Origin of the sequence: Paraburkholderia ferrariae NBRC 106233 (genome assembly GCF_000685035.1) — a bacterium.
Classification (GTDB): Bacteria; Pseudomonadota; Gammaproteobacteria; order Burkholderiales; family Burkholderiaceae; genus Paraburkholderia; species Paraburkholderia ferrariae.
In genome coordinates this window covers 103,013-126,914 of the sequence record NZ_BAYB01000018.1, presented here as the reverse complement: position 1 = coordinate 126,914, position 23,902 = coordinate 103,013, and the positions used below count along the sequence as shown (strand labels likewise).

General features: G+C 63.2%; 20 protein-coding genes and 2 pseudogenes. 10 read left to right on the top strand and 12 right to left on the bottom strand.

The window, feature by feature from the left end; genetic code table 11:
- Nucleotides 1–93: 93 nt before the first annotated feature.
- Nucleotides 94–2,301, bottom strand: a complete 2,208-nt coding sequence (locus tag BFE01S_RS19880) for a TonB-dependent receptor (RefSeq protein ID WP_028227005.1) — start codon at nt 2,299–2,301, stop codon at nt 94–96.
- 542 nt (nt 2,302–2,843) lie between these two features.
- Between BFE01S_RS19880 and BFE01S_RS44440 the strand changes: the two are divergent.
- The 3 genes and pseudogenes from BFE01S_RS44440 to BFE01S_RS44435 all read left to right on the top strand — a co-directional run.
- Nucleotides 2,844–3,140, top strand: a pseudogene (locus BFE01S_RS44440) (porin); the annotation flags it as partial.
- Between the two features lie 80 nt (nt 3,141–3,220).
- Nucleotides 3,221–3,403: pseudogene (locus tag BFE01S_RS19870) on the top strand (transposase); the annotation flags it as partial.
- A gap of 224 nt (nt 3,404–3,627) precedes the next feature.
- Nucleotides 3,628–4,008: a hypothetical protein gene (locus BFE01S_RS44435; protein WP_156967082.1), complete on the top strand. Its 381-nt coding sequence runs from the start codon at nt 3,628–3,630 to the stop codon at nt 4,006–4,008.
- Between the two features lie 28 nt (nt 4,009–4,036).
- Here BFE01S_RS44435 and BFE01S_RS19865 read toward each other — a convergent pair whose 3' ends face one another.
- The 10 genes from BFE01S_RS19865 to BFE01S_RS39390 all read right to left on the bottom strand — a co-directional run bounded on the left by BFE01S_RS19865 (nt 4,037) and on the right by BFE01S_RS39390 (nt 13,738).
- The gene (locus BFE01S_RS19865) at nt 4,037–5,278 is read right to left on the bottom strand and encodes an aminotransferase class I/II-fold pyridoxal phosphate-dependent enzyme (protein ID WP_281177406.1); all 1,242 of its coding nucleotides are present in this window, start codon (nt 5,276–5,278) and stop codon (nt 4,037–4,039) included.
- A gap of 21 nt (nt 5,279–5,299) precedes the next feature.
- Nucleotides 5,300–5,935, bottom strand: coding sequence for a glutathione transferase (yfcF, locus tag BFE01S_RS19860; protein WP_028227001.1), 636 nt, complete (start codon nt 5,933–5,935; stop codon nt 5,300–5,302).
- Nucleotides 5,936–6,034: 99 nt separating this feature from the next.
- Nucleotides 6,035–7,291, bottom strand: a complete 1,257-nt coding sequence (locus BFE01S_RS19855; protein WP_028227000.1) for an MFS transporter — start codon at nt 7,289–7,291, stop codon at nt 6,035–6,037.
- Nucleotides 7,288–7,794 (bottom strand): cupin domain-containing protein, encoded by a 507-nt coding sequence (locus BFE01S_RS19850; RefSeq protein WP_028226999.1) that lies wholly within the window; start codon nt 7,792–7,794, stop codon nt 7,288–7,290. The genes BFE01S_RS19855 and BFE01S_RS19850 overlap by 4 nt, the downstream gene beginning before the upstream one ends.
- A 1-nt stretch (nt 7,795) precedes the next feature.
- Nucleotides 7,796–8,641: an N-acyl homoserine lactonase family protein gene (locus BFE01S_RS19845; RefSeq protein WP_028226998.1), complete on the bottom strand. Its 846-nt coding sequence runs from the start codon at nt 8,639–8,641 to the stop codon at nt 7,796–7,798.
- 35 nt (nt 8,642–8,676) lie between these two features.
- Nucleotides 8,677–9,630 (bottom strand): diiron oxygenase, encoded by a 954-nt coding sequence (locus BFE01S_RS39395; protein WP_042338005.1) that lies wholly within the window; start codon nt 9,628–9,630, stop codon nt 8,677–8,679.
- A 15-nt stretch (nt 9,631–9,645) separates the two neighbouring features.
- The gene (locus BFE01S_RS19835) at nt 9,646–10,407 is read right to left on the bottom strand and encodes a TauD/TfdA family dioxygenase (protein ID WP_042338003.1); all 762 of its coding nucleotides are present in this window, start codon (nt 10,405–10,407) and stop codon (nt 9,646–9,648) included.
- On the bottom strand, nt 10,400–11,305 hold the full coding sequence (locus BFE01S_RS19830; protein ID WP_028226996.1) for a branched-chain amino acid aminotransferase: 906 nt from the start codon (nt 11,303–11,305) through the stop codon (nt 10,400–10,402). Before BFE01S_RS19830 ends, BFE01S_RS19835 begins: the two co-directional genes overlap by 8 nt.
- Complete coding sequence (locus BFE01S_RS19825) at nt 11,302–12,372, bottom strand: Ldh family oxidoreductase (protein ID WP_028226995.1); 1,071 nt, start codon at nt 12,370–12,372, stop codon at nt 11,302–11,304. The genes BFE01S_RS19830 and BFE01S_RS19825 overlap by 4 nt, the downstream gene beginning before the upstream one ends.
- Nucleotides 12,299–13,738 (bottom strand): KamA family radical SAM protein, encoded by a 1,440-nt coding sequence (locus BFE01S_RS39390; protein WP_245621146.1) that lies wholly within the window; start codon nt 13,736–13,738, stop codon nt 12,299–12,301. The genes BFE01S_RS19825 and BFE01S_RS39390 overlap by 74 nt, the downstream gene beginning before the upstream one ends.
- Before the next feature lie 214 nt (nt 13,739–13,952).
- Between BFE01S_RS39390 and BFE01S_RS44430 the strand changes: the two genes are divergently transcribed.
- The 7 genes from BFE01S_RS44430 (at nt 13,953) to BFE01S_RS19780 (ending at nt 23,124) form a co-directional block, all read left to right on the top strand.
- Nucleotides 13,953–14,090, top strand: a complete 138-nt coding sequence (locus tag BFE01S_RS44430; RefSeq protein WP_156967081.1) for a hypothetical protein — start codon at nt 13,953–13,955, stop codon at nt 14,088–14,090.
- A 78-nt stretch (nt 14,091–14,168) separates the two neighbouring features.
- A complete protein-coding gene (locus BFE01S_RS19810; protein ID WP_028226994.1) occupies nt 14,169–15,611 on the top strand; it encodes an aminotransferase-like domain-containing protein in 1,443 nt (480 codons plus the stop codon).
- A 507-nt stretch (nt 15,612–16,118) separates the two neighbouring features.
- The gene (locus tag BFE01S_RS19805; protein ID WP_028226993.1) at nt 16,119–17,759 is read left to right on the top strand and encodes a methyl-accepting chemotaxis protein; all 1,641 of its coding nucleotides are present in this window, start codon (nt 16,119–16,121) and stop codon (nt 17,757–17,759) included.
- 498 nt (nt 17,760–18,257) lie between these two features.
- Nucleotides 18,258–18,503 carry a hypothetical protein gene (locus BFE01S_RS19800; RefSeq protein WP_028226992.1) on the top strand — a complete coding sequence of 82 codons (246 nt, stop codon included), beginning with the start codon at nt 18,258–18,260 and terminating at the stop codon, nt 18,501–18,503.
- A gap of 397 nt (nt 18,504–18,900) precedes the next feature.
- Nucleotides 18,901–19,890 carry a DedA family protein/thiosulfate sulfurtransferase GlpE gene (locus tag BFE01S_RS19795; RefSeq protein ID WP_028226991.1) on the top strand — a complete coding sequence of 330 codons (990 nt, stop codon included), beginning with the start codon at nt 18,901–18,903 and terminating at the stop codon, nt 19,888–19,890.
- Nucleotides 19,891–20,126: 236 nt separating this feature from the next.
- The gene (locus BFE01S_RS19785; RefSeq protein WP_028226989.1) at nt 20,127–21,860 is read left to right on the top strand and encodes an FAD-dependent oxidoreductase; all 1,734 of its coding nucleotides are present in this window, start codon (nt 20,127–20,129) and stop codon (nt 21,858–21,860) included.
- Entirely contained in the window at nt 21,853–23,124 is a 1,272-nt protein-coding gene (locus BFE01S_RS19780) for a winged helix-turn-helix domain-containing protein (RefSeq protein ID WP_084170060.1), read from the top strand. Before BFE01S_RS19785 ends, BFE01S_RS19780 begins: the two co-directional genes overlap by 8 nt.
- Nucleotides 23,125–23,200: 76 nt before the next feature.
- On the opposite strand, the gene BFE01S_RS19775 is transcribed toward BFE01S_RS19780, so the two are convergent.
- Nucleotides 23,201–23,485, bottom strand: coding sequence for a hypothetical protein (locus tag BFE01S_RS19775; RefSeq protein WP_028226987.1), 285 nt, complete (start codon nt 23,483–23,485; stop codon nt 23,201–23,203).
- Nucleotides 23,486–23,902: the final 417 nt, after the last annotated feature.

The window sequence follows — 23,902 nt, the reverse complement described above, 5'->3', positions numbered from 1 at the left end:
TGCGCTCCTTGCCGCTCGCGCAAAAGCGCGCATTGTGCGCGCTTTTCGTGACACTGCGTGACACGGCAAAAACAGCTGAACGGCGTGCCGCGATCAGAGCCGGTAGTCGAACGTCGCGAGGAACGTGCGCCCGATACCCGGCACCGAACGCCCGCCATCGGACTGGATCAGCGCGTCATAGTAGAACTTGTTCGTGAGGTTCAGCAGATTCAGCCGCACGTCCCACTTCTTCTGCTCGTATTCGGCCATCGCGTCCCAGCGGGTATAGCCGCCCACCGAAACATAGTTCGTGTTGGCCGCGGAGCGTGCCGACATATAGGTCGGGCCGCCGCCCACTTCCCAGTGCGGCGCGAACGCGTAGGTGGTCCATAGCGTGAAGGTGTTGCGCGGCGTGTTCGCGAGCGTGTGGCCCTGAGTGCCGTCCAGCGCGTGGAGCACCACGCCGTCCATATACGTGTAGCCGCCGAACACCTGCCACTTGTCGGTGACGTGCCCCGTCACGCCCGCCTGGAAGCCGCGCACGCGCACGTCGCCCTCCAGCAGGTATTCGCCGGAGGCAGTCTGCGTGCGGGCGTTGTCCATCTCCTGCTGGAAGAGCGCCGAGGTCACCGAAAGGTTGCCGCCCAGCAGGTCCCACTTGCTGCCTACTTCGTACGACTTCGTATGTTCGGGCGCGAGGTCCTGCGTGTTGTTGGTGAGCGTGAGCGCCTCGAGCGACGGGTCGAACGACGTGCCGTACGAGAAGTAATACGACTGCCAGTCGGTGGGCTGATAGATCGCGCCCGCACGCACGCTCGTGAACGTATTGGTCTGGGCCGCATACGCCGGCAAGCTGACCGTGTTCGCGATATGCGCCTGGAAGCGGTCCCAGCGCACGCCGCCCACCAGCTTCCAGTGCTCGCCCAGCGACATCGTTTCGTTCATGTACGCCGCGAGCGACGTCGCGCCCGACTCCGCGTGGTTGCCCACCGTCTGCGTGACATTCGAGGGCGTGGGGATATACACCGGGTCGAGCAGCGAGAGAATCGGCAGGTTGTTGCGCGTATAGGCCTGATTCGTGTAGCTGTCGTGGCCCGCTTCGAAGCCCGCGATGAGGTCGTGCTTCACGAAGCCCGTGTCGAACTTGTACTCGGCCATCGTGTCGTTGTAGACCGAGTGATTCTCGATCACGCGGTCGTGGCTCGCGAGCTTCACGTAGAGGTCGGTGAGCGGCAGCGTGGTGTAGTTGCCGTTCTTCAGCGCCGGGCTGGTGGCGAGCGGCCCGGTCAGCACGGCGCCCGCCGCGGTCTCGCGCGCATCCGTGAGCGAATGCGAGAACTCCGTCTGGTTGCTGATCTTGAACTGATCGTTGAACTTGTGATCGACGCGCGCCGTAACGGTCTGGATGTCCTGGATCGTGCGGTCGTCGGTGAGGCCGTAATAGGTGCTCTTCGATGGTGCGAATGCGTGACCGTTGATCGACTGCACGCCGTAGTCGGGCATGTCGTCGTTGTGCTGGATCAGCGCGGAAAGCGTGACCTCGGTGGGCGTGCCGATACCGAAGCGCAGTTCGGGCGCAATGCCGTAATCCTTGCTCTTCATTTCGTCACGCGTGGAGCCGAGCGACTGGCCGAATGCGTTCAGGCGGAACGCCGCCGTGTCGCCGAGCGGGTGGTTCAGGTCCACGCTCGTGCGGTAGTGGTCGTCGGTGCCGACTGTCGTCGAGACTTCGGCGGAGGGCGTGAGGTTCGCCTTCTTCGACACCTGATTGACGACGCCACCGGTCGAGCCGCGGCCGAACAGCATCGATGAGGGACCGTAGAGCACTTCGATGGCGTCCAGATCGAAGGTGTCGCGGTAGTACTGGTTGCGGTCGCGAAAGCCGTCCAGATAGATGTCGTTCTGCGCGGTGAAGCCGCGCAGGTTGATGTTGTTGCCGATCTGGCCGCCTTCGGCGCCGCCTATCGTAATGCCGGGCGCGTTGCGCAACGCGTCCTGGAACGAGGTCGCGCCCTGCGACTCCATCACCGCCTTGTTGATGACCGTGACCGCCTGCGGAATATCGCGCAGCGCCGTGGGCGTTTTCGCGCCAACCGTCGAGCGTTCCGCCTGGAAGTCCTGCGGGGCGGCCTGGCTCGAAACGGAGATGGCGGGCAGCGTCGAGCCTTCGGCCGCGCCGGAGGCAACTGCGCCGGAAGCCGCAGCGGGCGCGGCGGCCTGGGCAGCTTGCGTAGCGGGGGCGCTCTGCGCGAGCGCGGGGGAAGCAAAAGGCACGGCAAAAGCCAGCGCGAGCGCACTCGCGAGCGGCGTCCTGTTCAACATGGGGTCCCTGTCCGACGAAGACCCGGGCGGCGGGGCATGCGCGAAGGCGCACGGCGGCCCGGGTGCATTGGCTGGCTGGCCGCCCTTCTTCACACTGGCAAGGACACGACGCGAGGCTGGCTGTTGTTGTTGAATGAACCGGTTTATGCGATTCAAATGAGAATCGATATCATTCCATATGTTTCCGTTTATTTCAATCGTAGGGAGATCGACAGCAATACTTCATTTTGTTTCCGAAAATTACATAGATATTAATGTAAATGTAATATATTGAAGTCTTAATGTAATGTTTTGAAAGCTTTGCGATATCGATGTTGGGTTGAAGAATCAGCGCCAGATCAAGGGGTGAAACACGTGATGCTGCGGGAATGCGGCGCGCTGCCCCGGCACAGGAAGCGAATGAATTGCGAATGCCAATTTTCACTTCATTCGCATTGCTTATTATTTTTATGAGGCAACTACAATTTCAATTGTCTGTTGCGCAGCGTGTCAATCACGTCTCCACGGCATCCGGCAGCGCCACGCGCTGGAGAGCCGAGGGCGGCGACTGGGGCACGAGCATGCTCGGTCTGCGCCGCATCTACGACGAACTGCGCGACCAGTACGGGCGCTCCAGCAACATCTTCACGGCCTCGCGCGAGTACTTCGCGAGAGCGAACATTCGCGTGCAAAAGTTCATGATTCAGGCTGCTTATACGCATTACTCGGCGCCCGATACGCCAGCGGGTCTCCCCGATCGTGCCGACCATTACCGGCTGGGCGCGACCTGGCAGCCCAACGCGCGCTGGGTCGTGACTGGCGCGTGCTTCCATATTCATGTGGAGGACGGTGCGGGGACGAGACGGGACAACGGCTTGCCGTGCATGTGACGCCTGCCAACGAACAGGAGCGGACACAGTTCGGAGAACTGGCGGAGGCGAAAAAAGGCTTCGTGCCGCTGCCGCGTCGCTGGGTGGTCGAGCGCAGCTTCGGATGGCTCAACCGCTTCCGGCGGCTGGCCAGAGACTACGAACAATTGCCCGAAACCTTGGCTGGCTTGCATTTCGTCGTATTTTCCGTATTTATACCCATCTACTTTGTAATCCTTAACAAAAATGCATAACGCCTTCTAGTCACAAGCAAAGGGGGCAAGCTATTCGTGGCTGCGGCGCGTTATCTCCAGTGCGACGCGTTCTTCGAGCGAATGGTTAGGATCAACAGTGATAGGCGTAACCTGCATCGCCATCTGTATCGGGAAAAATTGAGATCTTTTGTTGCTGTTCTTAGGCGCATGGCGCGGCTACCCTGCTCTGAAGGGAACATAACTCCTGTCACCATGGAGGGGGCATGAACAAGCACGATCCAATCGCTCGTCCTGGTTCGACGTCGTCGACACTAAGGCTACACACCAACCAAACGCTCGCCATTCCGCTGCCCCGCAACGCACACCTGGTAGCGACGGAAGGGGCAGTGCAGCTCTCGTTTCTCGATCCAACGCTCGACTGGCTCGGCGAAGCGGTGCCAGTCACCAGGTTAAAACTGCACGAAGGCGACTCATACGTAATGGAGCGTTCGTGCTGCGTAACAGTGTCCGGCGAATCTTCCGCTGTGGCGTCGGTCAATATTCAAATCGCAACCGCCGTACCGGTTGTCAAGTGGTTCCGAACATGGTTCGCGCGTCGCACGCTTCTGAGCCGCGCGGGCGCGGCCCTCCGAAAAGCCCGCTGAGCATCGACGCCCCAGCGAGCATTGCCGGTTACGGCGCAGACCTGCTGTCGATCGCGCGAAGCACCGACAGCACAATGCCTGCCGTGGCCGCTTCGAGTTCCGCGAGAGTCGGATAACTCGGTGCGATTCGGATATGGCGATCATCCGGATCCTTGCCGTACGGAAACGCGGCGCCAGCGGCGGTCAACGTGATTCCTGCGTCGGCCGCGAGTGTCACGGCCCGCGCCGCACAACCGGCTGGCGTTGAAAGATCGATGAAGTAGCCACCTTTAGGGTTCGTCCAGCGGACGTCATCGCGCTCTCCAAACATGTTGCCGAAATTCGTTTTCACCAAGTCGAATTTGGGCGCAAGGATCTCGCGATGCCGATCCATCAATTGCTCGATGCCCTTTAGGTCCCGCAGGAAACGCACGTGTCGGAGTTGGTTTAACTTGTCTGGACCGATGGAGCGGACTCTTGTCCGCTCGCACCACCAGTCCAGGTTCCTCTTCGACGATGCGAAAAATGCCATGGCGGCGCCTGCGAACGTTACTTTCGACAACGAAGCGAAAACAACCGCCCGGTCTTCGTTGCCAGCCTCAGCGCAGGCACGAACGACATTGACCGTCGAGAATTTTTCGTCCGTTAGATGGTGAAACCGGTATGCGTCGTCCCACAGCAACCTGAAATCCGGCGCGGCGGCACGCATCGACGCAAGACGTCGAATGACATCGCCGGAATAGATCGCACCGCTCGGATTGCTGTAGAGTGGTACACACCAGATACCCTTGACGCTCTCATCCCGTTCGACGATGGCCTCAACCCGGTCCATGTCGGGGCCGTCGGCATTCATGGGGACATTGATCATCCGGATGCCCAATGCTTCACAGATCGCGAAGTGACGGTCGTACCCGGGCACAGGGCAAACTACGGAAACCGACGGCGCCTCTTTCCAGGGCCTGAAGCCCGGCATGCCGAATAGCATCCCTCCCGCCAGGAAGTCGTACATGAGTTCCAGGCTCGAATTGCCACAAGCGAGAACCTGCGATGCGGCAACGTCAAGCAGCTCTGCGCCCAGCGACCGAGCCTCGGGAATACCCTCCAGAATCCCATAATTGCGGCAGTCGATTCCATCGGCGGTGCGAAAATCGTCCGCCGACAGAGCGCTCGACAACCCGGCCGACAGTGACAGTTGCTCCGGCGAAGGTTTGCCGCGGGACATGTCAACGCGATGTCCCTGCTTCCTGAACTCATCATATCCAATACTCATGCGATCTCCTGATTGTGCGATGTCATCCAGCTCCGCGCGCCTCTATACCCGTTTCTGATTGACCCACTGTTGTACGCTCGGCCGTGCCCATTGACGTTCCACGTAGCGGACGAGCTTCGGTGGCACCGGGTCGCCACACGCGATGAGCCGATTCAGCATCAGCGCGAAGTCCGTATCGGCAATGCACCAGTCGCCGAACACACCGTAGCGGTCGTCGCTGATCAAGCGGTCCGCGGCCGCGAGCAGTTTGTCGCATGCCCGTTGAGCCGGGTCCGACAACGGCTTGACCGGCTCTGGAAAATAGATCCGGTCGGCCTGGCGCTCGCTTTTCAGCGGCATGAAATCGCTGCGGATCCACGCCTGGAGTTGGCGCGCCTGCGCACGCGTCTCGCGATCCGCAGGTAGGACGGTAGCATGCGCCGGCGCGCGATAAACCTCGTCCAGATACTCGGCGATTGCCGACGATTCGGACAACGCGAAGTTCCCGTGCAGCAGCGTCGGCACGCGGCGTGTCAGCGAGATCTCGCGATACGCGGAACTGTGTTGCTGTCCATTCTTCAGATCGACAGTGCGCAGATCAAAGTCGAGGCCTTTCTCTTTCAGGACGACGAAAGCGGACATCGCGAACGCGCTGATGCAATCGGCGCCGACGTACAGATAGATCGGGTTCTTGCTCATCTAGAGTTCCTTTAAGGCAACTGGAAACTGGAATAAATATGGGGGGCGGCGAAGCTGCACCGGCTGTTCAGGGGGCAACGTGCCTCGCCGGGCCGAAGTTCATACGCTCACGCGAGCGCGCTCCGCGGTTGCCGCGCCTTTCCACAGCACAGCGATCCCGGACACAACCACTAACATCAGCACGCTCCACGCAGAACCGTAGCCAAAGTGGTCGACTATCACGCCGAACAGCGGTGGCATGATGCAGATAGACACCATGTTGAGCGTCATTGAGAAGCTGATCGTCGAGGCGACCGCCGACTTCGGCGCCATCTCCGCGATTTGCAGCAGATAGAGTGGATACCAGCCGACGCCGAACAGTCCGATCACGCAGAAAATCGCCGTCAGAGGAACATGGCCTGCGCCAGTCGGCAGCACCAGCAGTGACATCGTTGCCGCGACGCAAATGGCCATGCTGAGCCCGAGCGAGCGTACGCGGCGGTTTGGCCAGAAGCGGTCGCTGATCCACGCGAGACCGATACGCCCGAGAATGCCGATCCATTGCGATACGGAGAACAGTAGCGCGGCAGCGACGACCGGATAGTGAAAGTGCGCGGCGACAAACGGAATGGCATGCGTGGCGAAGGTGTACTGAAACGTGACCATCACCGCGCCGGCCAGCATCACCGGCCACAGCGCCGAATGACCGATCACGAGTTTGACTGCCTTCAGAAGATTCGGCGGGGTGGCCGCGGCAGCGCCTTGCAGGCCGCGATCGTCACGATGTAGAAGGCCGAACAGGATACCGCCGGCGATGCCGATCACGCCCTGCACCGCGAGCGCGGCATTCCAGCTATAGGTTGCGGCGATCAGCGGCAACACCATCGCCGCAACCGCAGTGCCAAGCGGCAGACCCGCCTGCCGCACGCCGGTCGCCATCCCGCGCTCGTTGGGCGGAAACCAGCGGACGATCGCTCGCGTGCCGCCGGGTTGCACCGACGCATACGAAGTACCGATCATCACGAAAAACAGTAGCAATATCGAAAAGCTGGCCGACAAGAACGAACCGGCCAGCGCCGCGACACCCATTGCCACCATGGTCAACGCGACGACATAACGTTCGCCGAAGCGGTCGATCAGCCAACCGAGCATCAGCATCGTCACGACCTGGCCGCCATTCAGGGCGGAAACCGCCAGCGCGGCGGTGGCCTCGGACAGATGAAAGGCATTTTGAAGGGACGGGATCAGCGTGTAGATCCCTTGCGCGGTGATCGACGCCGCCGTCTGCGCGAGCGCGGCAACGCCGAGTACGATCCAGCGGTACCTATCCCCGCGGTCCTGAGACAAGCCAATGGGCGCATGATTCGAGGAGTTCATGGATGGTGTCCCGTCCCTGTTGGTTCGTCTACGGGTTCGCTGGCCTTCTGGTTGCCGAGCCCGGTTTGCTGCGGCAGATTGCTGGCGCTGAACAGGATGAGCGCGTCGTGTGGATCGCACTGGAATGCGTGGTCGCACCACGCCGGCACGAGCAGCAGATCACGCGTGGCAAGCCGCACCGGCTCGGGGTCCGCGCCGAGATACGCGGTGCCGCTACCCGATTGCACGACGAACAGATGCCACCATGCATGCGCATGCGGCCGCGTCGACGCGCCAGCCTGTACGACCTGCACGTTGACGGCCATGCCGGGCAGGATCTCGCAGCCGGCCGCCGCGCCGTCCTTCGACAGCGTGAAGGTGCCTCGCTCCCCGTGCCGCGAGGCGGCGAGTCCGGTGACGATGTCCGACCACGCCCATGCGACCGCGTTGGGTTGAGCATCGGCGAAATGGCTGCGGTACTGGTTGTACTCGAACAGTTTGCCCCGGGTGACGGTCTCGCTCATGTCAGCCGCCCTCCCGCGTCGATCGGCTCGCCCGGCCGCAGAGCGGGTCCTCGTGAAGACAGAACGTGTTCGGGTCGTTGCCGAAGCGCGGAAATGTTGTAGCGACGAGTGGATCGTGACCAGGTATCACGTGGTCGGGACCGTCGGCGAGCGCGTCGATCGTTTCGAACGCGTCGAGCATCTTCGCCAGGTCGTGCAGGATAGGAAACGGCCGTCGGCCGCGCACGTTCGCCCAGAGATGCGCTGCGTCTGCGGCAAGCACGAGGTTGCCGCGACGCGTCGCGACGCGAACCACCTGGCTGCCCGGGGTATGGCCGCCGACGAGGCACATCTCGATGCCTGGCGCGAACGTCTTCGTGCCTTCGTGCACGACAAGCCGGCCGTCGTACAGAATGCTGACGGTCTGCATTACGTCGTCGCGCTCGTAGAGCTTGCGCAACGGCTTATGCTGCATATCGGCGCCGGTGCAGAAGCGCAGTTCTGCACCCTGCAAGTGCACGCGCGCGTTCGAAAACAGATCGAGGTTACCCGCGTGGTCCCAGTGCAGATGAGTGACGATCACGTCGGTCACTTTGGCTGGATCGATATCCAGTGCGGCCAGTGCCTCGCCGGTCGAGCGAAGCATCTGCCGGTCGCGGCGCGCTCCGGTCGACACCGGAAACGCGGTGTCGACCACGACGGTGCGCGCGCCGTCGCGGATCACCCAGAAGAAATAATCAAGAGGCATCGATGCATCGGGCGGCCCACAGCATGCATCGAAGAAGAAGTTCTCACGCGCGGTGCGTTGCGCGTTGCTGCCGATACGAAGCGCGTAGACCTCATACAGTGGCGTTTCCAGGTCGGTCATGGGTCGATTCGGAAAGAGGTTGGGAGATGTGCTCGTCAATTTGTGCGCTGCATACCAGCGGCGCTTGCGCGATCGCCGTCGAAGTTGAAGTCCAGTTCGCCAAGAATGCCGAGTTCGTCCGCGAGACGGTGCAAGCCGCTGTAATCGCGGGTCAGCGCGGTTTCCTTGCCCGGCTGCTGGCAGTCGCGAATGATGCCCGCCGCGTTCGGCACCTTCAGTTGCCTCAAGATCGCTTCCCACATCGAAAAATCCTGCGCGACGAACGCGCGTAGTGCGAGCGGCAGCGTAGCGACGAAAAATGCCTTCTGCTTCGGAGTCAGGCGGTGGAATACGACCTTGCCGATCTCGCCGAGCATTTTGCTGTGCGCGTACTCGTCGCGGTTGTGCAGCTTCGCCACGCTGCTGTTCTGCGGCTGGATCGTCTCGTCGTCAGCGAGAATGTCCAGGAACGCGTTGACACTGATTTCCGCGACCGTCGCAAAGGCGACTGCCGCAAGCTGTTTCTCCCAGGGCTCGACCAGTTGCTGTTTCAGTTTCTCGAGCTCGAGGTAGGTAATCGACATGGGCAAGTCCATGTCAATATCGATCTGACGCTGGTGACGCGTGCGCTGGATCGCGTTCAGATGCATCAGCGTGTGATAGTGCTCATCGATCAGCGTTTGCCGGATCGACTCGGTGAAGATCCAGTCGTCGTCCGGCAGGATTTCGCTGGCCAGATAGTTCAATGCCGGATTGACGACGTGATCTTCGGCGGCGACCGTGCGGCGGTTGTATCCAATCCAGCCCCACGAGAGTATTTGCCGCTTCAGCGGCTCATCGAGTCGCTGGATGCCTTCGTGCTCGAAGAATGGCACGAGCGCGACCGGATAGTCCGGCCGCTTCGCGTCGAACTCGCCTTCCACGCGGAATCGCTCCATATCGCAGACGGTCGCTCGGCGCGGCCAGGCGTTGTTGAGTTGCGCGATCAGCGCCGTGTTTACATTCGTCATTGGATGATCCCTCGGTTAGCTGGAATGCAGCCAGTACCGCGTCAGATGGCGCGCGGGGTCCGAAAATGTGCTGCGGGCGTGAAACAGCCGGTGGTTGTCCCAGATCAGCAGATGGCCATCTGGGATCAGTACGGGTTGCGCGTCTGATTCGAAATACGCGGCCGCGAGCGTCGCGAGTCGGACGAGCGGGTTATCCGTGTCGGGCTGCCTGGATGCATCGTTCAGCGCAGCCTCCGACGGGTTCACGTCGCCGTATCGGAACTGGTTGAAGCTAAAGCGGAAAATCGGGCGCCCACTCTCCCGGCTTAGGATCGGTGCGGACAGCATCTGCCGGTAAGCGCCCCCCGGCTTGAGCGTGGCGGCGAATTGCACCGGCACGTCATGGACGTACTTTTGCAGTTTCGCGTCCAGTGAGCGGCAAAACGCGGCGCCGTCCGCGAGGCTCGTGTGGCCCTGTCCACAGCGTGCCTGACGGTGGCAGTGCAACGCGAGATAACGCGGCGGCGGATCGCCGACCGGCACTTCGGTGTGCGGACCAATGCCGTTGCTGCTCTGTGAGTACGGCAACTTCTCGAAGCCGGGTTTCACCTTGACCTCCCAGGTGTCCTCACCGTTGTATTGCGGCACGATTGTGCCGAACCGCGCGAGCGCGGCCCGCACGCCGGCCTCGAGCGCCTGCGGCGGCAGCACGGTCCAGCCCTGCCGCTCTAGTTCCGCGGAGGCGGCATCGAACGGCGAGGCCGTCCGCAACTGATCGAAAGCGGGCTCGCTAGTCATGGACAGCGACTCCCCGACGGTTGTGCACGCGGTCCGAATACGCGGTCATCAGATCGAACGTAATCGCCGACGGCATGAACGCGTGCTGGTCGATGCGGCTGACCGGACACACCTCGGCGGCGGTGCCGGTCACGAAACACTCGTTGAACGAGTCCAGTTCGTCGGGGAGAATCTCGCGTTCGATCACGTTGACGTTCTGCTCGCGAGCCAGGTCAATGACCGTCTGCCGCGTGATGCCGTCGAGGAAGCAGTCCGGCGTTGGCGTATGCAGTTCGCCATTGCGCACAAAGAATACGTTCGCGCTGGTCGCTTCGGCGATCCGGCCGCGCCAGTCGAGCATCAGCGCATCTTGAAAGCCATTCGCTTCCGCATGGTGCTTGCACAGCGTCGCGATCATATAGTGGCTCGATGCCTTCGCCTGACAGGGGCTCGACGAAGGCGGCGGCCGGCGCCACTGCGCGGTTTCGAGAGTGATGCCGCGCTTCTTCGCTTCCGGATCGAAGTAGCTCGGCCAGCTCCAGCAGGCGAGCGCAACATGGATGCGGCTCGCGCGCGCGGAGGTCGAGATCTGTTCGGAACCGCGCCATGCAACCGGCCGCACATACCCGTCGACAATGCCGTTCAGCTCGATCAGTTGCGCGGTCGCCGCTTCGAGTGCCTCTTTCGAATAGGGAATCTCGAAGTCGAGAATCTGCGCGGAGCGATACAACCGGTCCGTGTGCTCGCGCAGGCGAAATACGTTGCCTGAATAGACGCGCTCGCCTTCATATACGCAGCTCGCGTAGTGCAACCCGTGTGTGAGCACGTGAATCTTCGCGTGCTTCCATTCGACGAACTCGCCGTCGAGCCAGATATGTCCGTCGCGCTGGTCGAACGGGACAGTCGGGGTGCCAGTCATGCGAACTCCTTGTGCGCTTCATCGCGCGAAAAAATGTGGGCGAGGCCGAGACGCTGTGCTTCCTGGGACAGGCCGCGAAGCTCGTCGTCGTTCAGTGGAATGCCTTCCTGTGTGCGTCGGGCGATTGAGGCCTTCTGCGAATCACCGGCGATCTGCACGTGCGCCCCTTCTGTAGCGGGCGTTGCGCGAATCGTCTGCATGAGTTCGGACACGCCAGCCCTGAAGTCATCGAGCGAACCGAAGCGCGCCGGATCCATGGCGATCAGGCAATGACCGATCTGGCGGCCGTGGCTGTACGGTTCGGCATCCAGATGCGATAGCTGGTGATCGAATGGCATCGACGTCAACAGGCAACTGAGGATTTGCACCATCATCGCGAGTCCCTGACCCTTGTATCCGCCGAGCGTCGCGAGCGATTCGACAAGCGCGGGGTCACTGACCGGGTGGCCGTCCCGGTCCAGCGCCCATCCGGGCATTAGCTCGAGGCCGTTGCGGCGGAAGTGCTTGACCTGCGAGTAGGAGATCTGGCTCGTCGCCATGTCGAACAGGTACATATCGGTGCCGCGAGCCGGCGCGGCGAAGCAGATCGGGTTGGTGCCGAACATCGCGCGCTTCGCGTTGAAGGGCGCCATCCGCGCGGCGGCGCTCGTGGTCACGATGCCGATCAACCCTTGCGACGCGATCCGCTCGCCGTAGACCGACGCGGCGCCGAAGTGATTGGAGTGACCGACAGTGACCACGCTGACGCCGTACTCCAATGCGAGGTCGCTCGCGAGTCGGGCGGCATGAGCGCCTGCGACAACACCGGGTGCCGAATCTGCATGGATGAGCGCGGTGCCGTTAAACTGCCGTACCGTCTCCATGTTCGGACGCGCGTTGCTGCGGCCTTCGTCAAGCTCGCGCAGATACAGAGGCAGGAGGCGCACACCGTGCGTGTCGATCCCCATCAGCGAGGTGCGGATCAGCCCTTGTGCGAACCATGTCGCGTGCTGTTCACTGAGACCGCGTTCGGCTGCCGCTTTTTCGCAAAGTTGATACAGCAGTTCTACCTGAACTGATTTCGTCATCGTCTTGGCTTGCGAGAGTGAGTTGATGTTCGGATGAGATGTCACGGTGCAGATAGACGGGTTGGCGCGACGCGGGCCGGCCCTGGTTCTGGAAAAAGAAGGCGGACTCGCCGAAGGCCGGTTGAAGTTCGTCGAACCACACTGCTGCGGGGTCGAACTTCGCAAAGAACGGTGTACGAACCCAGTCGGGATTGCGCGCCTGCAGGAACTGCAGCACGAACACCTTTTCGTTCCCGATCGTCGCGATGCCGTCGACTACCACCTTCCCGTATAGCGTGCTCATGGACGGCCCGCGCACCGTGCGCGACAGGCCGGATACTCCCTGATAGGCGGCCTTGAAGATCTCGTAGGCCTCGGCGAGCGGCAGCTCGAAATAGCGCTGCGGGCCGGTGTCCCGTTCGACGAACATGTAGTACGGAATCGCGCCGAGACGTACGCCCGTCGTCCACAACTCCTGCCAGGCTTCGGACGAATCGTTGATATGGCGCACGACCGGCGATTGCATCCGCACCGTCGCGCCGGTCCCGGTGATCCGCTTGATCGCGCGTTTCGCCAGTTCCGGCCGCAACTCCGCCGGATGGTTGTAGTGCGCCATGATCGACAGGTTCTTGCCGTGACCGACGACCCGCTCGAACAAACGCATCAGCGCATCCGCATCCTTGTCTGTCACAAAGCGTTGCGGCCAATAGGACACCGACTTCGTACCGATCCGGATGTTCTGCAGATGCGGAATCAGCAGGAGCGGCTCGATATAGCCGGCCAGCGATTCCGCATTCATCACCATCGGATCGCCGCCGGTAATCAGCACGTCGGTGACCTCTGGATGACGCAAGAGATACTGGATCAGCTCGTCCGATTCACGCGCGTTGAACTTCATGTTTTCCGCGCCGATGAATTGCGGCCAGCGAAAGCAAAAGGTGCAATAAGCGTGGCAGGTCTGACCGGCCGCCGGGAAAAACAGCACCGTTTCCTTGTATTTGTGCTGAAGCCCCGGCAATGGCCGGCCGTCGAAAGTCGGCACGTTGTGCGTCATCTGGCCGGCCGGATGGGGATTCATCCGGTGACGCAGCGTGGCGATATATCGCGAAGCAGCGGCTTCATTCGACGGATTTGACAGCAGTTCGCGCAGTCGACTGTAGTCCTCGCGCGGTAGCATGTCGGGGTGTGGGAACGTCAGGCGAAACACCGGATCGTCAGGCACGCTGTCCCACGCGATCAATTCGCGCAATACGTATTCGTTTGTTCTGAACGGTAACACTTTGGATACTGATGCGAGCGCACCCTTTATCTCCTCCGGAACACGTGACCAATACGGAGAGCTAGCAATCGACTTTGCGTTGTAGGCCTTGAATTTTTCAGCTTCCACTGTCGCTCCGGAAGAAGATGTCAAGTTTTTTGACGATTTAACACGCTGCTCTGTATGGCGTGGCGGCTAAGGTGCCCGGTCTCATGGGCCTTGTTGCATAAATCAAGCGCTTGTCTCGACCAACGTTTAAGGCTTGTCGGAGGGTCGCTTCCAGCAGGGTGCCGCCGAGAACATCGGTGCCTGACAGCAAGGGCTGCTGGTGCGGCGACGAGCCATGGGTGACGTCTGGGCACGGGGCGTATCACACAACGCTTTGCCCATGCTGGCGCGCTCTTTTTCCGTTATGTACACGGCGTTCGCCATCGTCGTCGAATTAATTTATGAGATACAGGCACAAGACATCAGCAAATAGCCGAATACAGATCCCACCTGAGAATGGCTGTTTCTGTATAATTTTTCCCAATCTATATTGGCTTTCGCGATGGAGAAAATGCAAAAGAAATATCGGCTGATCGCGGAACACTATGCGAAGGCCATCCAGAACGGGGCTCTGGCGGAAGGTGAGAGATTGCCGTCATTGCGCGATATCACGGCTCTTCATGGTGTCTCCATCTCAACGGCGGTCGAGGCGTGCCGGGCGCTCGAAAAGCAGGGCTATGTCGAAGCGAAACCGCGATCCGGATATTTCGTTCGCAATCCGATACAAAACATATCCAGCCTGAAAGAGGTGTTTGAAAAGAAAGCGGATGAAACAGATGAGTGGATCAATCCGGCGGACTACATCGGCGTGCACGAACGGATTTCGGCAACTCTCTCGCGCGCTCTTACGCAACCCCTGAAGGTCGATTTGGGCGGAGCGGTATGCGCCCCCTCGCTGTATCCTGGCGCAGCGTTGCGCGACAACATGTTGCGCATGCTCCGTGCGAAGCCGAGCATGTACGAAACTGGCCCGCGACCTGATGGCGTGCGCAAACTGAAGGAGGCGATCTCGCGTTTTTTGGTAAGCCGGGGGATGCATGCCGACGCTGATGCGATTCTGGTTACGCACGGTTGCAGTGAGGCACTGTCACTGGCGCTAAGGGCGGTTACTGGCCCAGGCGGCGTGGTGGCGATCGAATCGCCGACCTATTTCGGGATACTTCAGATTATTGAATCGCTCGGGTTGAAAGCAATCGAGATCCCCACGCATCCTGGCACCGGAATGTCGATCGACGCGCTTGAATTTGCAATTGCTCACATAGGCAGTATTCAGGCTGTTGTATGCATGCCCGCCGTGCAAAACCCGATTGGCAGCATAATGTCCGACGCGATGAAATCCAGAATGGTTGAGCTATGCGAAAAGCATAATATTGCGCTAATTGAAGACGACACATATGGCGCATTTCTGCCAAGTCCGGCGGATGCGAGGCCGCTTAAGGCGTGGGACAAGAGTGGCAATGTTATTTATTGCAACTCGTTCAATAAGTCTCTTTCCCCTGGCTTGCGTCTTGGATGGCTACTTGGTGGGAAGTGGCACAAAAAAATCGAAATGCTCATGTATGCGGTGTCGCGCCACCCGGAGGAAACGGCGCAACTGGTCGTAGCAGACTTCATGGCCGGCGGTACATTCAATCGTCATATGCGACGGTTGAATGGGTTGCTGATGCAGCAGCGTACGCAGTTCGTCGAAGCCATACTCGAACATTTCCCTGCCGGTACCGAAGTAACGCGGCCCGAGGCGGGACTACTGGTGTGGGTACGCCTGTCCGACGAGCAAAGCACCGATAGTTTATTTGAACGAGCGTTGCGCGAAGGCATCCGGATCTGTCCAGGCTCGATTTTCTCGAACACGAACAAGTTCAGCAATTGCCTGCGGCTTAGCTACGGCATGCCGTTCGATGCGCGCATCGAATCTGCCGTCAAGACTTTGGCGCGGCTGGTTCGGGAGGCTTGACGTTTGGTGATGGAGGCGGCCGCGGTGACGGACGCAGTGAAGCGGAGGTTTAGGGATGGTGTTCAAAACATGGTCGGCGACGGCCTGACGGGACCTACCCGTCATTTTGTGGGCGAGGCGGTTAAAGGAATCATTATCCGCGCATCGTCAGAACGATGCACGATTACTTCGTTATCCTTCCCACCATCAACCCCGGTGCCACCCGGCGCTTCGAGCAAGGAAGCAAAAAAGCAGGCACCAGGAACCACACCCATCCGCCCCGCATAAGCGCACAACGCCCCCCACCCGCCCCAGTGCTTTTCCACAGCTTCCGTGGGCAACCCTGTGCATATCTCATCGAGACTCGCGCCTGGCCCTTGAACCAAAAGGGAAATTTCCACGCGCCGCGGATTTGCGCCACCGGAACCGATCAAGGTTCCGCAAAACCCTAAAGATCGAATGGAGATATGCCGTTAATACCGCTCAGTGATGTTAGGCCGCGTCAGCGGCCCGCCAGCAAGGAATCCCATGCGCAACAACCTGCCTGTCACGCAGCACGAATACGACTACCCTGCCTCGCAGATGCTCGTCTCGGCCACCGACCTGAAAGGCCGCATCCAGTACTGCAACCCGGCGTTCGTCGCCGTTTCCGGCTACACCCGCGAAGAGCTGATCGGTCAGCCGCACAACATCATCCGTCACCCGGACATGCCCGCCGACGCCTTCTCGGACATGTGGAACACCATCCGCGAGGGCCGTCCGTGGACCGCCCTCGTGAAGAACCGCCGCAAGAACGGCGACCATTACTGGGTGCGCGCGAACGTCACGCCTGTTTCCGAACTGGGCTCCGTCGTGGGGTATCTGAGCGTGCGCGTGAAGCCTTCGCGCGAGGAGGTGCGCGCGGCCGAAGCGCTCTATGAAAAGATGCGTGAAGGCATGTTGCGCGGCGCGCGTCTGCGGCGCGGCGCGATCGTGCGCACCGGGCTCGCGGGCGCCGCGCAGGCGCTCTTGCGCGTGCCGATCGCCACGCGCATCGCTCTCGGTTATGCCGGCGTGCCCGCCATGCTCGCGCTCGCCGGTATCGCCGCATGGCAAGGGCTGCCGCCGCTGCCGTTCTGGGCAGCGTTCGGCGCATCAAGCGTGTGCAGCGCCGCGGCCTGGTGGCTGACCACGCGCCACCTGGGCGCGCCGCTCGAGCAGATGGCCACCGCCTCCACGCGCATGGCCGCGGGCGACCTCACCGCCACGCTGAATATCGCCACGAACGACGATCTCGGCGACGTGCTGCAGGCGCTGAACCAGTTGCAGGCGAACCTCACGGCCATCGTCTCCGACGTGCGCTCGCAGATCGACGGCATGCTCGACGCCGCGCGCGAAATCTCGAGCGGCAACGTCGATCTCTCGCGCCGTACCGAGCTTCAGGCGGCCTCGCTCGAGGAGACGGCCGCCACCATGGATCAGCTCACCGCCACGGTTCAGGCCAACGCCGAAGCGAGCACCCGCGCGCTCGATCTCGCGCGCGAAGCGCAGGCCGCCGCCGCCGAAGGCGGCTCGATCGCGGGTCAGGTGGAACACACGATGGTCGGCATTACCGATGCGTCGCGGCGCATCAGCGATATCGTCGGCGTGATCGACGGCATCGCGTTCCAGACCAACATCCTCGCGCTGAATGCCGCCGTCGAGGCCGCGCGCGCGGGCGAAGCCGGCCGCTCGTTCGCCGTGGTCGCGGGCGAAGTGCGCATGCTCGCGCAGCGCTGTGCGGCATCGGCCAAGGAAATCAAGCAGGTGGTCGATACGAGCGTGAGCGAGATCGGCAAGGGCACGCAGCTGGTAGCCCGCACCACGGCGCAGATGCACGCGATCGACGCGGCCGTGAGCCGCGTGTCGTCGATCATCGTCGAAGTTGCGAACGCCAGCGGCGAACAGGCCGAAGGCATTCGCCAGGTGAACCAGGCCGTGGCGCACCTCGACAGCGCCACCCAGCAGAACGCGGCGCTCGTCGAACAGGCGGCCGCCACGGCGCAGCGCCTCGCCGATCAGGCCGACGTGCTCGACGAAGCCGTGCGCCTGTTCACCATCGCGGGCGCACAAACCGCGCGGCGCAACCCCGCGCGCGTTAGCCGGACGAGCCCGGCCGCAGCGGTAGAAGTGGAAGCGGAGACCGTATAAGCGCGCAGGCACGAGAGCACCGCGCCCATCGCTCAACGGGGCCCGAATGGTCTGAAAGATCGGCGTAAGTCCCATCTCGACACCTGGTGCCCGCGCCTGCACCATAGCGCTCGTCGGCAGTTCGCACGCGAATCTGCCGACCCGAGTAACAACGGCGTTTCATCGGCTCGCCCGGCCAGGTCGGACGAGCCGTATTTTTTTGGCAACCGGATGCGCCCGGCAAGGTGAGTGAATCCGGGAGCCGGGCCGATGGCGGCCCGGGCGCCGCCGCTGGTGGATTGCGTCATACGCATGACAAGCGCCCACCGTCCGCCTGCACCGTTGCAGGGCACGCAAAAATGCGCGGCGCGGTTGCGAGTCGCGTTAAACTGGCTAGCCGGGGCCTGTCGGGAAGGAGCAGGCAACCGCGCAGTGTGCGCCCGCGCGCACTCGCGCGAGGACGCCGCGCCGCCGACCCCGTACAATGGCTCGACCACCCTACGCACGAGGACGACATCAATGCGCACGACCGGGTCTTCCGGAACCATGACCCTGCTCACCGAGCATGACGACGCGACCGGGCGCGAGCTGCGTTCGCTACGGCTCGAATCGGCGGCCGACGGCAAGAGCCTGCTGCTGATCGAAGTGGACGAGCGCAAGCCCGGCATACACCGCGAAGTGCGTTACGAAATCACGCCGGCGGAATTGATCGCGGCGATCCGCGCGCAAGGCGCCGAGTTGCCCGGCGAGTCCCACGCCCGGTAGACCGCTTGCCGGCGGTATCCTGCGCGCCCATCTTTTTGGGTCCAGCGTTCGCGCGCGCCGGCAGGTGTCTCATGCCACCGGCGCGTCGCTTTTCGGCTTTCCCCCTGGCAACGACCATGTACCGCCGAGCGAGGCATCGGGCCGTGCGTAACGCTTACAAGCGGTCTTACGAGCGGCGTTACGAGCGTTACGGCCTGCCTCGCCCCCACACCCTCGCGCCTCATGGCGCTCCGCTTTCCCCGCCGCCCGCGCACGGGCTTTCCGGCACGGTGCGGACCCAACGCCTCACCCTCTGAAAGCGCGTGGCGCGCCTCGCTTGCACGCCTTCGAAATGCGTCCATAATCGTTACGTTACTCTTCCATTTTCCGCCCCCCACCTGGCGACGGAAGTAAGCCGATGCTACATGACCTCATCGAGCAGTACGGGCCTGCTCTCGTGTTCGCAAACGTGCTCGCCGGATCGTTAGGCCTGCCCGTGCCCGCCATGCCTGCCCTCGTGCTGTTCGGCGCGATGGCGGCCATGCATCCCGGTTCGATCGGCCAGCAGGTCGCGCCGGTGCTCGTGCTCGCCGTGTTCGCCACGCTGATCGGCGACAGCGTCTGGTTCCTTGCCGGGCGGCTCTATGGCGGCAACACGCTCAAGACGCTCTGCAAGCTTTCGCTCTCGCGCGACACCTGCGTGAAGAAGACCGAACGCTTCTTCGGGCGCTGGGGCGTGCGCGTGCTGGCCGTCGCGAAGTTCATTCCGGGCCTCTCGATCGTCTCCGTGCCGATGGCCGGCGCAATGGGCACGCCGTACCGCCAGTTCCTGGGCTTCGACGGGATCGGTGCCGCGCTGTGGTCCGGCACGGGCCTCCTGATCGGCGTGCTGTTCGCGCCGCAGATCGACATGATGCTGGCCGGCGCAAGCCGCCTCGGGCGCCTCGCCGCCGTGGTGGTGCTCGTGCTGCTCGCGCTCTACACGCTCTACCGCTGGCAGCGGCGGCGCCAGCTCCTCAAGAAGCTCGCGAACGCACGCATCACCGTGGACGACCTCTATCGCGCGATGAGCGGCAAGCCGGCGCCCGTGGTGTTCGACATCCGCTCGGAGGAAAAGCGCAAGCTCGATCCGTACATCATTCCGGGGGCGATTTTCGCCGACGAGCGCAAGCTCGACGAGATTCTCTCGAAGTATCCTCTCGAGCAGAAGCTCGTGATCTACTGCTCGTGCCCCAATGAAATTTCCGCGGCCTGGATGGCGAAGCAGCTCGCGGAAGCCGGCTACCACGACGTGGTGCCGCTCCTCGGCGGCATCGACGCCTGGCGCGATTCGGGCCATCCGCTCGAGTCGCTGATCCCCGCCCCCTGCGAGCCGATTGCGGTGCAGATCACGCCGAAGGCGATTTAACCGGGCATTGCCAGGCCGCGGATTGCATGCCGCGGGGCCGCGCATCGCATGCTTCGCGTTGCCGGCCCGGCGCCGGTTCGTCGCCGGCGCGCCGCGTGGCTGCCGTGCCGATGCCGTACCGACACCGTATCCGTATTGCGGCCGTGGTCTCGCCACCGAATTTCCGCCATGAGTCTGCATTGATCCGCATCGAGGCCCGGCGCTGTCCGGCGCCGATGCACAAGGAGAACCGCTAGATGGGCACCATCAACGAAGCCGAGGTTCATCAGGCCAACACGCTGCCGCAGCCGGCCGAAGCGCCGTACTCGATGCTTTCCACGCGGCGCCACCAGATGTTCCCCACGCTGACCGACGAAGAGATCGACCGCCTGCGCCGCTTCGGCGAGGTGCGCGAGTGGGCGCCCGGCGACTGGCTCTTCCGCACGGGCGAAACCGGTCCGGGCATGTTCGTCCTGCTCGACGGATCGGTGAAGGTTTATCAGCGCGACGGGCTCGGGCGCGAGAAGCACGTCAACGAGCACCATCGCGGCTCGTTCCTCGCCGAGGTCGGCCAGCTTTCGGGCGGCCCCGCGCTCGTCGACGGCGTGGCGCTCGAGGCGGTCGTCGCCCTCCTGATCCCGCCGGAGCGGCTGCGCGCGGCCATCATCGCCGAGGCGGAACTGGGCGAACGGATCGTGCGCGCGCTGATCCTGCGCCGCGTCGCGCTGATCGAAAAGGGCGCCGGCGGCCCGATTCTCGTCGGCAAGCACGACGATCCCGCGCTCGTCTTGCTGCAAGGCTTCCTCTCGCGCAACGGCCACCCGTACAGCGTGCTCGACGAGCGCGACGAATGCATGCTCGGCGTGATCGAGCGCTACGCCGCGCGGGCCGAGGACCTGCCGCTCGTGATCTGTCCGGACGGCTCGGTGCTGCGCCGCCCCACCGCCCCCGAACTCGCCACCTGCCTCGGGCTTTTGCCGGAGCTCGACGGCAACCGCGTCTATGACGTCGCCGTCGTCGGCGCCGGTCCCGCGGGGCTGGCCACCGCCGTGTATGCGGCCTCCGAAGGGTTGTCGGTGATCGTGCTCGACGCGCGCGCGCCCGGCGGCCAGGCGGGCGCGAGTTCGCGCATCGAAAACTACCTCGGCTTTCCCACCGGCATCTCGGGGCAGGCGCTCGCGGGCCGCGCGTTCGTGCAGGCGCAGAAGTTCGGCGCGCACGTGGCGATACCGGTGAAGGTACACAAGCTGTGCTGCGAAGAACGGCCCCTGCGGCTCGAAACGTGCAGCGGCAACGTGCGCGCGCAAACCGTGGTGATCGCGAGCGGCGCCGTGTACCGGCGCCCGGCCATCGACGGGCTGGACCGCTACGAAGGCCACGGCGTGTACTACTGGGCCTCGCCGGTCGAAGCGAAACTCTGCAAGCACGAGAACGTCGTGCTCGTGGGCGGCGGCAATTCGGCGGGCCAGGCCATCGTCTATCTTTCGTCGCACGCGCACCGGATCGACGTGCTCATCCGCAAGCCGGGTTTCGAATCGACCATGTCGCGCTATCTGATCGACCGCATCGCCTCGCTGCCGAACGTGAACGTGCATCCGGGCAGCGAGATCGGCGCGCTCGGCCAGGACGACATGGGGCTCGCCTCGGTCCTGCTCAAGTCGCCGTGCCCGGCGGGCCTCGACCGCTTCGACGCGCGCCATCTGTTCCTCTTCACGGGCGCCGACCCCAATACTGCCTGGTTGCAAGCCTGCGGCGTGGCGCTCGATCCGCACGGCTTCGTGATGACCGGCGACAGCGACGCGTCGTGCAGCCTCGCGACATCGGTGGAAGGCGTGTATGCGATCGGCGACGCGCGCGCGGGCTCGACCAAGCGCGTTGCGGCCGCGGTGGGCGAAGGCGCGGCCGTGGTCGCGCAGATCCACCAGTGGCTCGCGCAGATGCCGGCGCAGGTGCAGGCGCAGGTGCCCACGGCGGCGAGCGCTCATGCGTGAAGACGCGGCGCTCGACGCCGCCGCCGATACGCCGTCCGCGAGCGCCAGCCCGCTTGCCCTGCTGCCGCTCGCGGCGGCGCGCACGATCCACCTCGCGGCCCAGGGGCTGCTCGCGCCGCCGCGCCGCAAGGCCACGAAGGCCGACGTGCTCGATGCGATCCGCCGCATGGCGCAGCTTCAGATCGACACGATCCACGTGGTCGCGCGCAGCCCGTATTTCGTGCTGTTCAGCCGCATTGGCGCCTACGAGCCGCAATGGCTCGACGCGCATCTCGCCGAAGGGCAACTCTTCGAATACTGGTCGCACGAGGCGTGCTTCGTGCCGATCGAAGACTACGGGCTGCTGCGCCATCGCATGCTCGACCCTTCGGGCATGGGCTGGAAGTACGCGGCCGAATGGCATGCGAAGTACCGCCGCGAGATCGACGCGCTGCTCGCGCGCATCCGCGCGAACGGCCCGGTGCGTTCCGCCGATTTTGCGCGCGCCGAAGGCGAGAAAGGCGGCGGCTGGTGGGACTGGAAGCCGGAGAAGCGCCACCTGGAAGTGCTGTTCGCCACGGGCAGGCTCATGGTGTCCGAGCGGCGCAATTTCCAGCGCGTCTATGACCTGGCCGAACGCGTGCTGCCGCACTGGAGCGACGCGCGCGACCTGCCGCCGCGCGCCGACGCGGAACGCACGCTGCTCTTGCGCACCTGCCGGGCGCTCGGCGTGATCCGCGCGGACTGGGCCGCCGACTACTACCGCCTGCCGCGCCGCCCGTACAGTGACGCGCTGCACGCGCTCGCCGACGAAGGCGAACTGCTGCCGGTGCGCGTGGAAGGCTGGAAGCACGACGCGTTCGTGCATCGCGAGTTTGCGCCGCTGCTCGACGAGGCGGCGAACGGCACGCTCGCATCGACCGTCACGACGCTGCTCTCGCCGTTCGATCCGGTCATCTGGGACCGCAAGCGCGCGACCGCGCTGTTCGACTTCGACTACGTCATCGAGTGCTACCTGCCCGCCGCAAAGCGCAAGTACGGTTACTTCGTACTGCCGATATTGAGCCGCGGGCGCCTGGTGGGCAGGATCGATGCAAAGGCGCATCGGGCGCAGCAAATATTCGAGGTGAAGGCGCTGCATCTGGAACCCGGGGTGCGGGTGAGCGCACGCCTTATTACCGATCTGCGCCGCGCGCTGCAGCGTTGTGCGCAGTGGCACGGCACGCCAGCGCTGCAAATCGGCACCGCACCGGATGGGTTGGCGCAGGCGTTGCTGGCCGAGTGAGGGGTGCCAGGCCGGGACGGCGGCACGGCGGCGGCGCGGAACGTCGCCGCCGTTGGCATTCGCGTGGTTCGCCTGGTTAGCGTGGTGCGCGTTCGAGCTTGACGCGCAACTCGCGCGCCGCCTCCAGCAAGCCCTGGTAGCCGGAGCGCGCGTGCTCGGGCAGATCCGGGTCGCCCACGAGCGCGCCCAGCGTTTCCACGAGGCTATAGACGAGGCCTCTTGCCGCGCCTGCCGCAATGCTGCCCGACTTCACGCCTTCGTCGACGTGCGTGAGCGCCGCGTTCAGATGCTCCAGATCGGGTTGCGCCGGGGCGCCGTCCGGCGACTGGGCGTCCTGCTTCTGTGTGTCGTCGCTCGCCATAATGAAACGTTTCTCCTGGGTGACAAGTAATCGAAAGGATCCCGCACTTCTTTTATATACCCATCGCACGCGGGCGTCCATCGTGCCCGCGCCGGGCTCGCGGCAGGCTCCCGAATCTTCTCACCTTTGCGTGCCTGGCGCGGCAGTGCGTCGCATACGCTGGCTGCCGAGCAACGACCGGCGCTTGCGCCTGTGTGAGAAAAGAGCCTTGAAAACAAGGTGGGATCGCGAAAGCGCATGACCCGGACGGTGCGCTGCCCGCGCTGCCGTGAGCCGCCCATGCCTCGCCTACCTCACCTCCCGCAAAATCTCACCTCATGCCACGCGCCGTTGTTTCGGTTAGCCAGGCAAGCGCGTATCGCGCACCGGTGCATCTCGCCAACATGTCATTTCACCCCTTGTTTTCAAGTCTCTTTC

Bases quoted from the DNA above. Each gene is read 5' to 3' on its own strand.
- BFE01S_RS19855 (WP_028227000.1), bottom strand. From the start codon at position 7,291: ATGAACTCCTCGAATCATGCGCCCATTGGCTTGTCTCAGGACCGCGGG.
- BFE01S_RS19830 (WP_028226996.1), bottom strand. From the start codon at position 11,305: ATGACTGGCACCCCGACTGTCCCGTTCGACCAGCGCGACGGACATATC.
- BFE01S_RS19835 (WP_042338003.1), bottom strand. From the start codon at position 10,407: ATGACTAGCGAGCCCGCTTTCGATCAGTTGCGGACGGCCTCGCCGTTC.
- BFE01S_RS44435 (WP_156967082.1), top strand. From the start codon at position 3,628: ATGAACAAGCACGATCCAATCGCTCGTCCTGGTTCGACGTCGTCGACA.
- BFE01S_RS19800 (WP_028226992.1), top strand. From the start codon at position 18,258: ATGCGCACGACCGGGTCTTCCGGAACCATGACCCTGCTCACCGAGCAT.
- BFE01S_RS39395 (WP_042338005.1), bottom strand. From the start codon at position 9,630: ATGACGAATGTAAACACGGCGCTGATCGCGCAACTCAACAACGCCTGG.
- BFE01S_RS19805 (WP_028226993.1), top strand. From the start codon at position 16,119: ATGCGCAACAACCTGCCTGTCACGCAGCACGAATACGACTACCCTGCC.
- BFE01S_RS44430 (WP_156967081.1), top strand. From the start codon at position 13,953: ATGGGTGACGTCTGGGCACGGGGCGTATCACACAACGCTTTGCCCATG.
- BFE01S_RS19845 (WP_028226998.1), bottom strand. From the start codon at position 8,641: ATGACCGACCTGGAAACGCCACTGTATGAGGTCTACGCGCTTCGTATC.
- yfcF (WP_028227001.1), bottom strand. From the start codon at position 5,935: ATGAGCAAGAACCCGATCTATCTGTACGTCGGCGCCGATTGCATCAGC.
- BFE01S_RS19785 (WP_028226989.1), top strand. From the start codon at position 20,127: ATGGGCACCATCAACGAAGCCGAGGTTCATCAGGCCAACACGCTGCCG.
- BFE01S_RS19850 (WP_028226999.1), bottom strand. From the start codon at position 7,794: ATGAGCGAGACCGTCACCCGGGGCAAACTGTTCGAGTACAACCAGTAC.
- BFE01S_RS19780 (WP_084170060.1), top strand. From the start codon at position 21,853: ATGCGTGAAGACGCGGCGCTCGACGCCGCCGCCGATACGCCGTCCGCG.
- BFE01S_RS19810 (WP_028226994.1), top strand. From the start codon at position 14,169: ATGCAAAAGAAATATCGGCTGATCGCGGAACACTATGCGAAGGCCATC.
- BFE01S_RS19775 (WP_028226987.1), bottom strand. From the start codon at position 23,485: ATGGCGAGCGACGACACACAGAAGCAGGACGCCCAGTCGCCGGACGGC.
- BFE01S_RS19795 (WP_028226991.1), top strand. From the start codon at position 18,901: ATGCTACATGACCTCATCGAGCAGTACGGGCCTGCTCTCGTGTTCGCA.
- BFE01S_RS19825 (WP_028226995.1), bottom strand. From the start codon at position 12,372: ATGACGAAATCAGTTCAGGTAGAACTGCTGTATCAACTTTGCGAAAAA.
- BFE01S_RS19880 (WP_028227005.1), bottom strand. From the start codon at position 2,301: ATGTTGAACAGGACGCCGCTCGCGAGTGCGCTCGCGCTGGCTTTTGCC.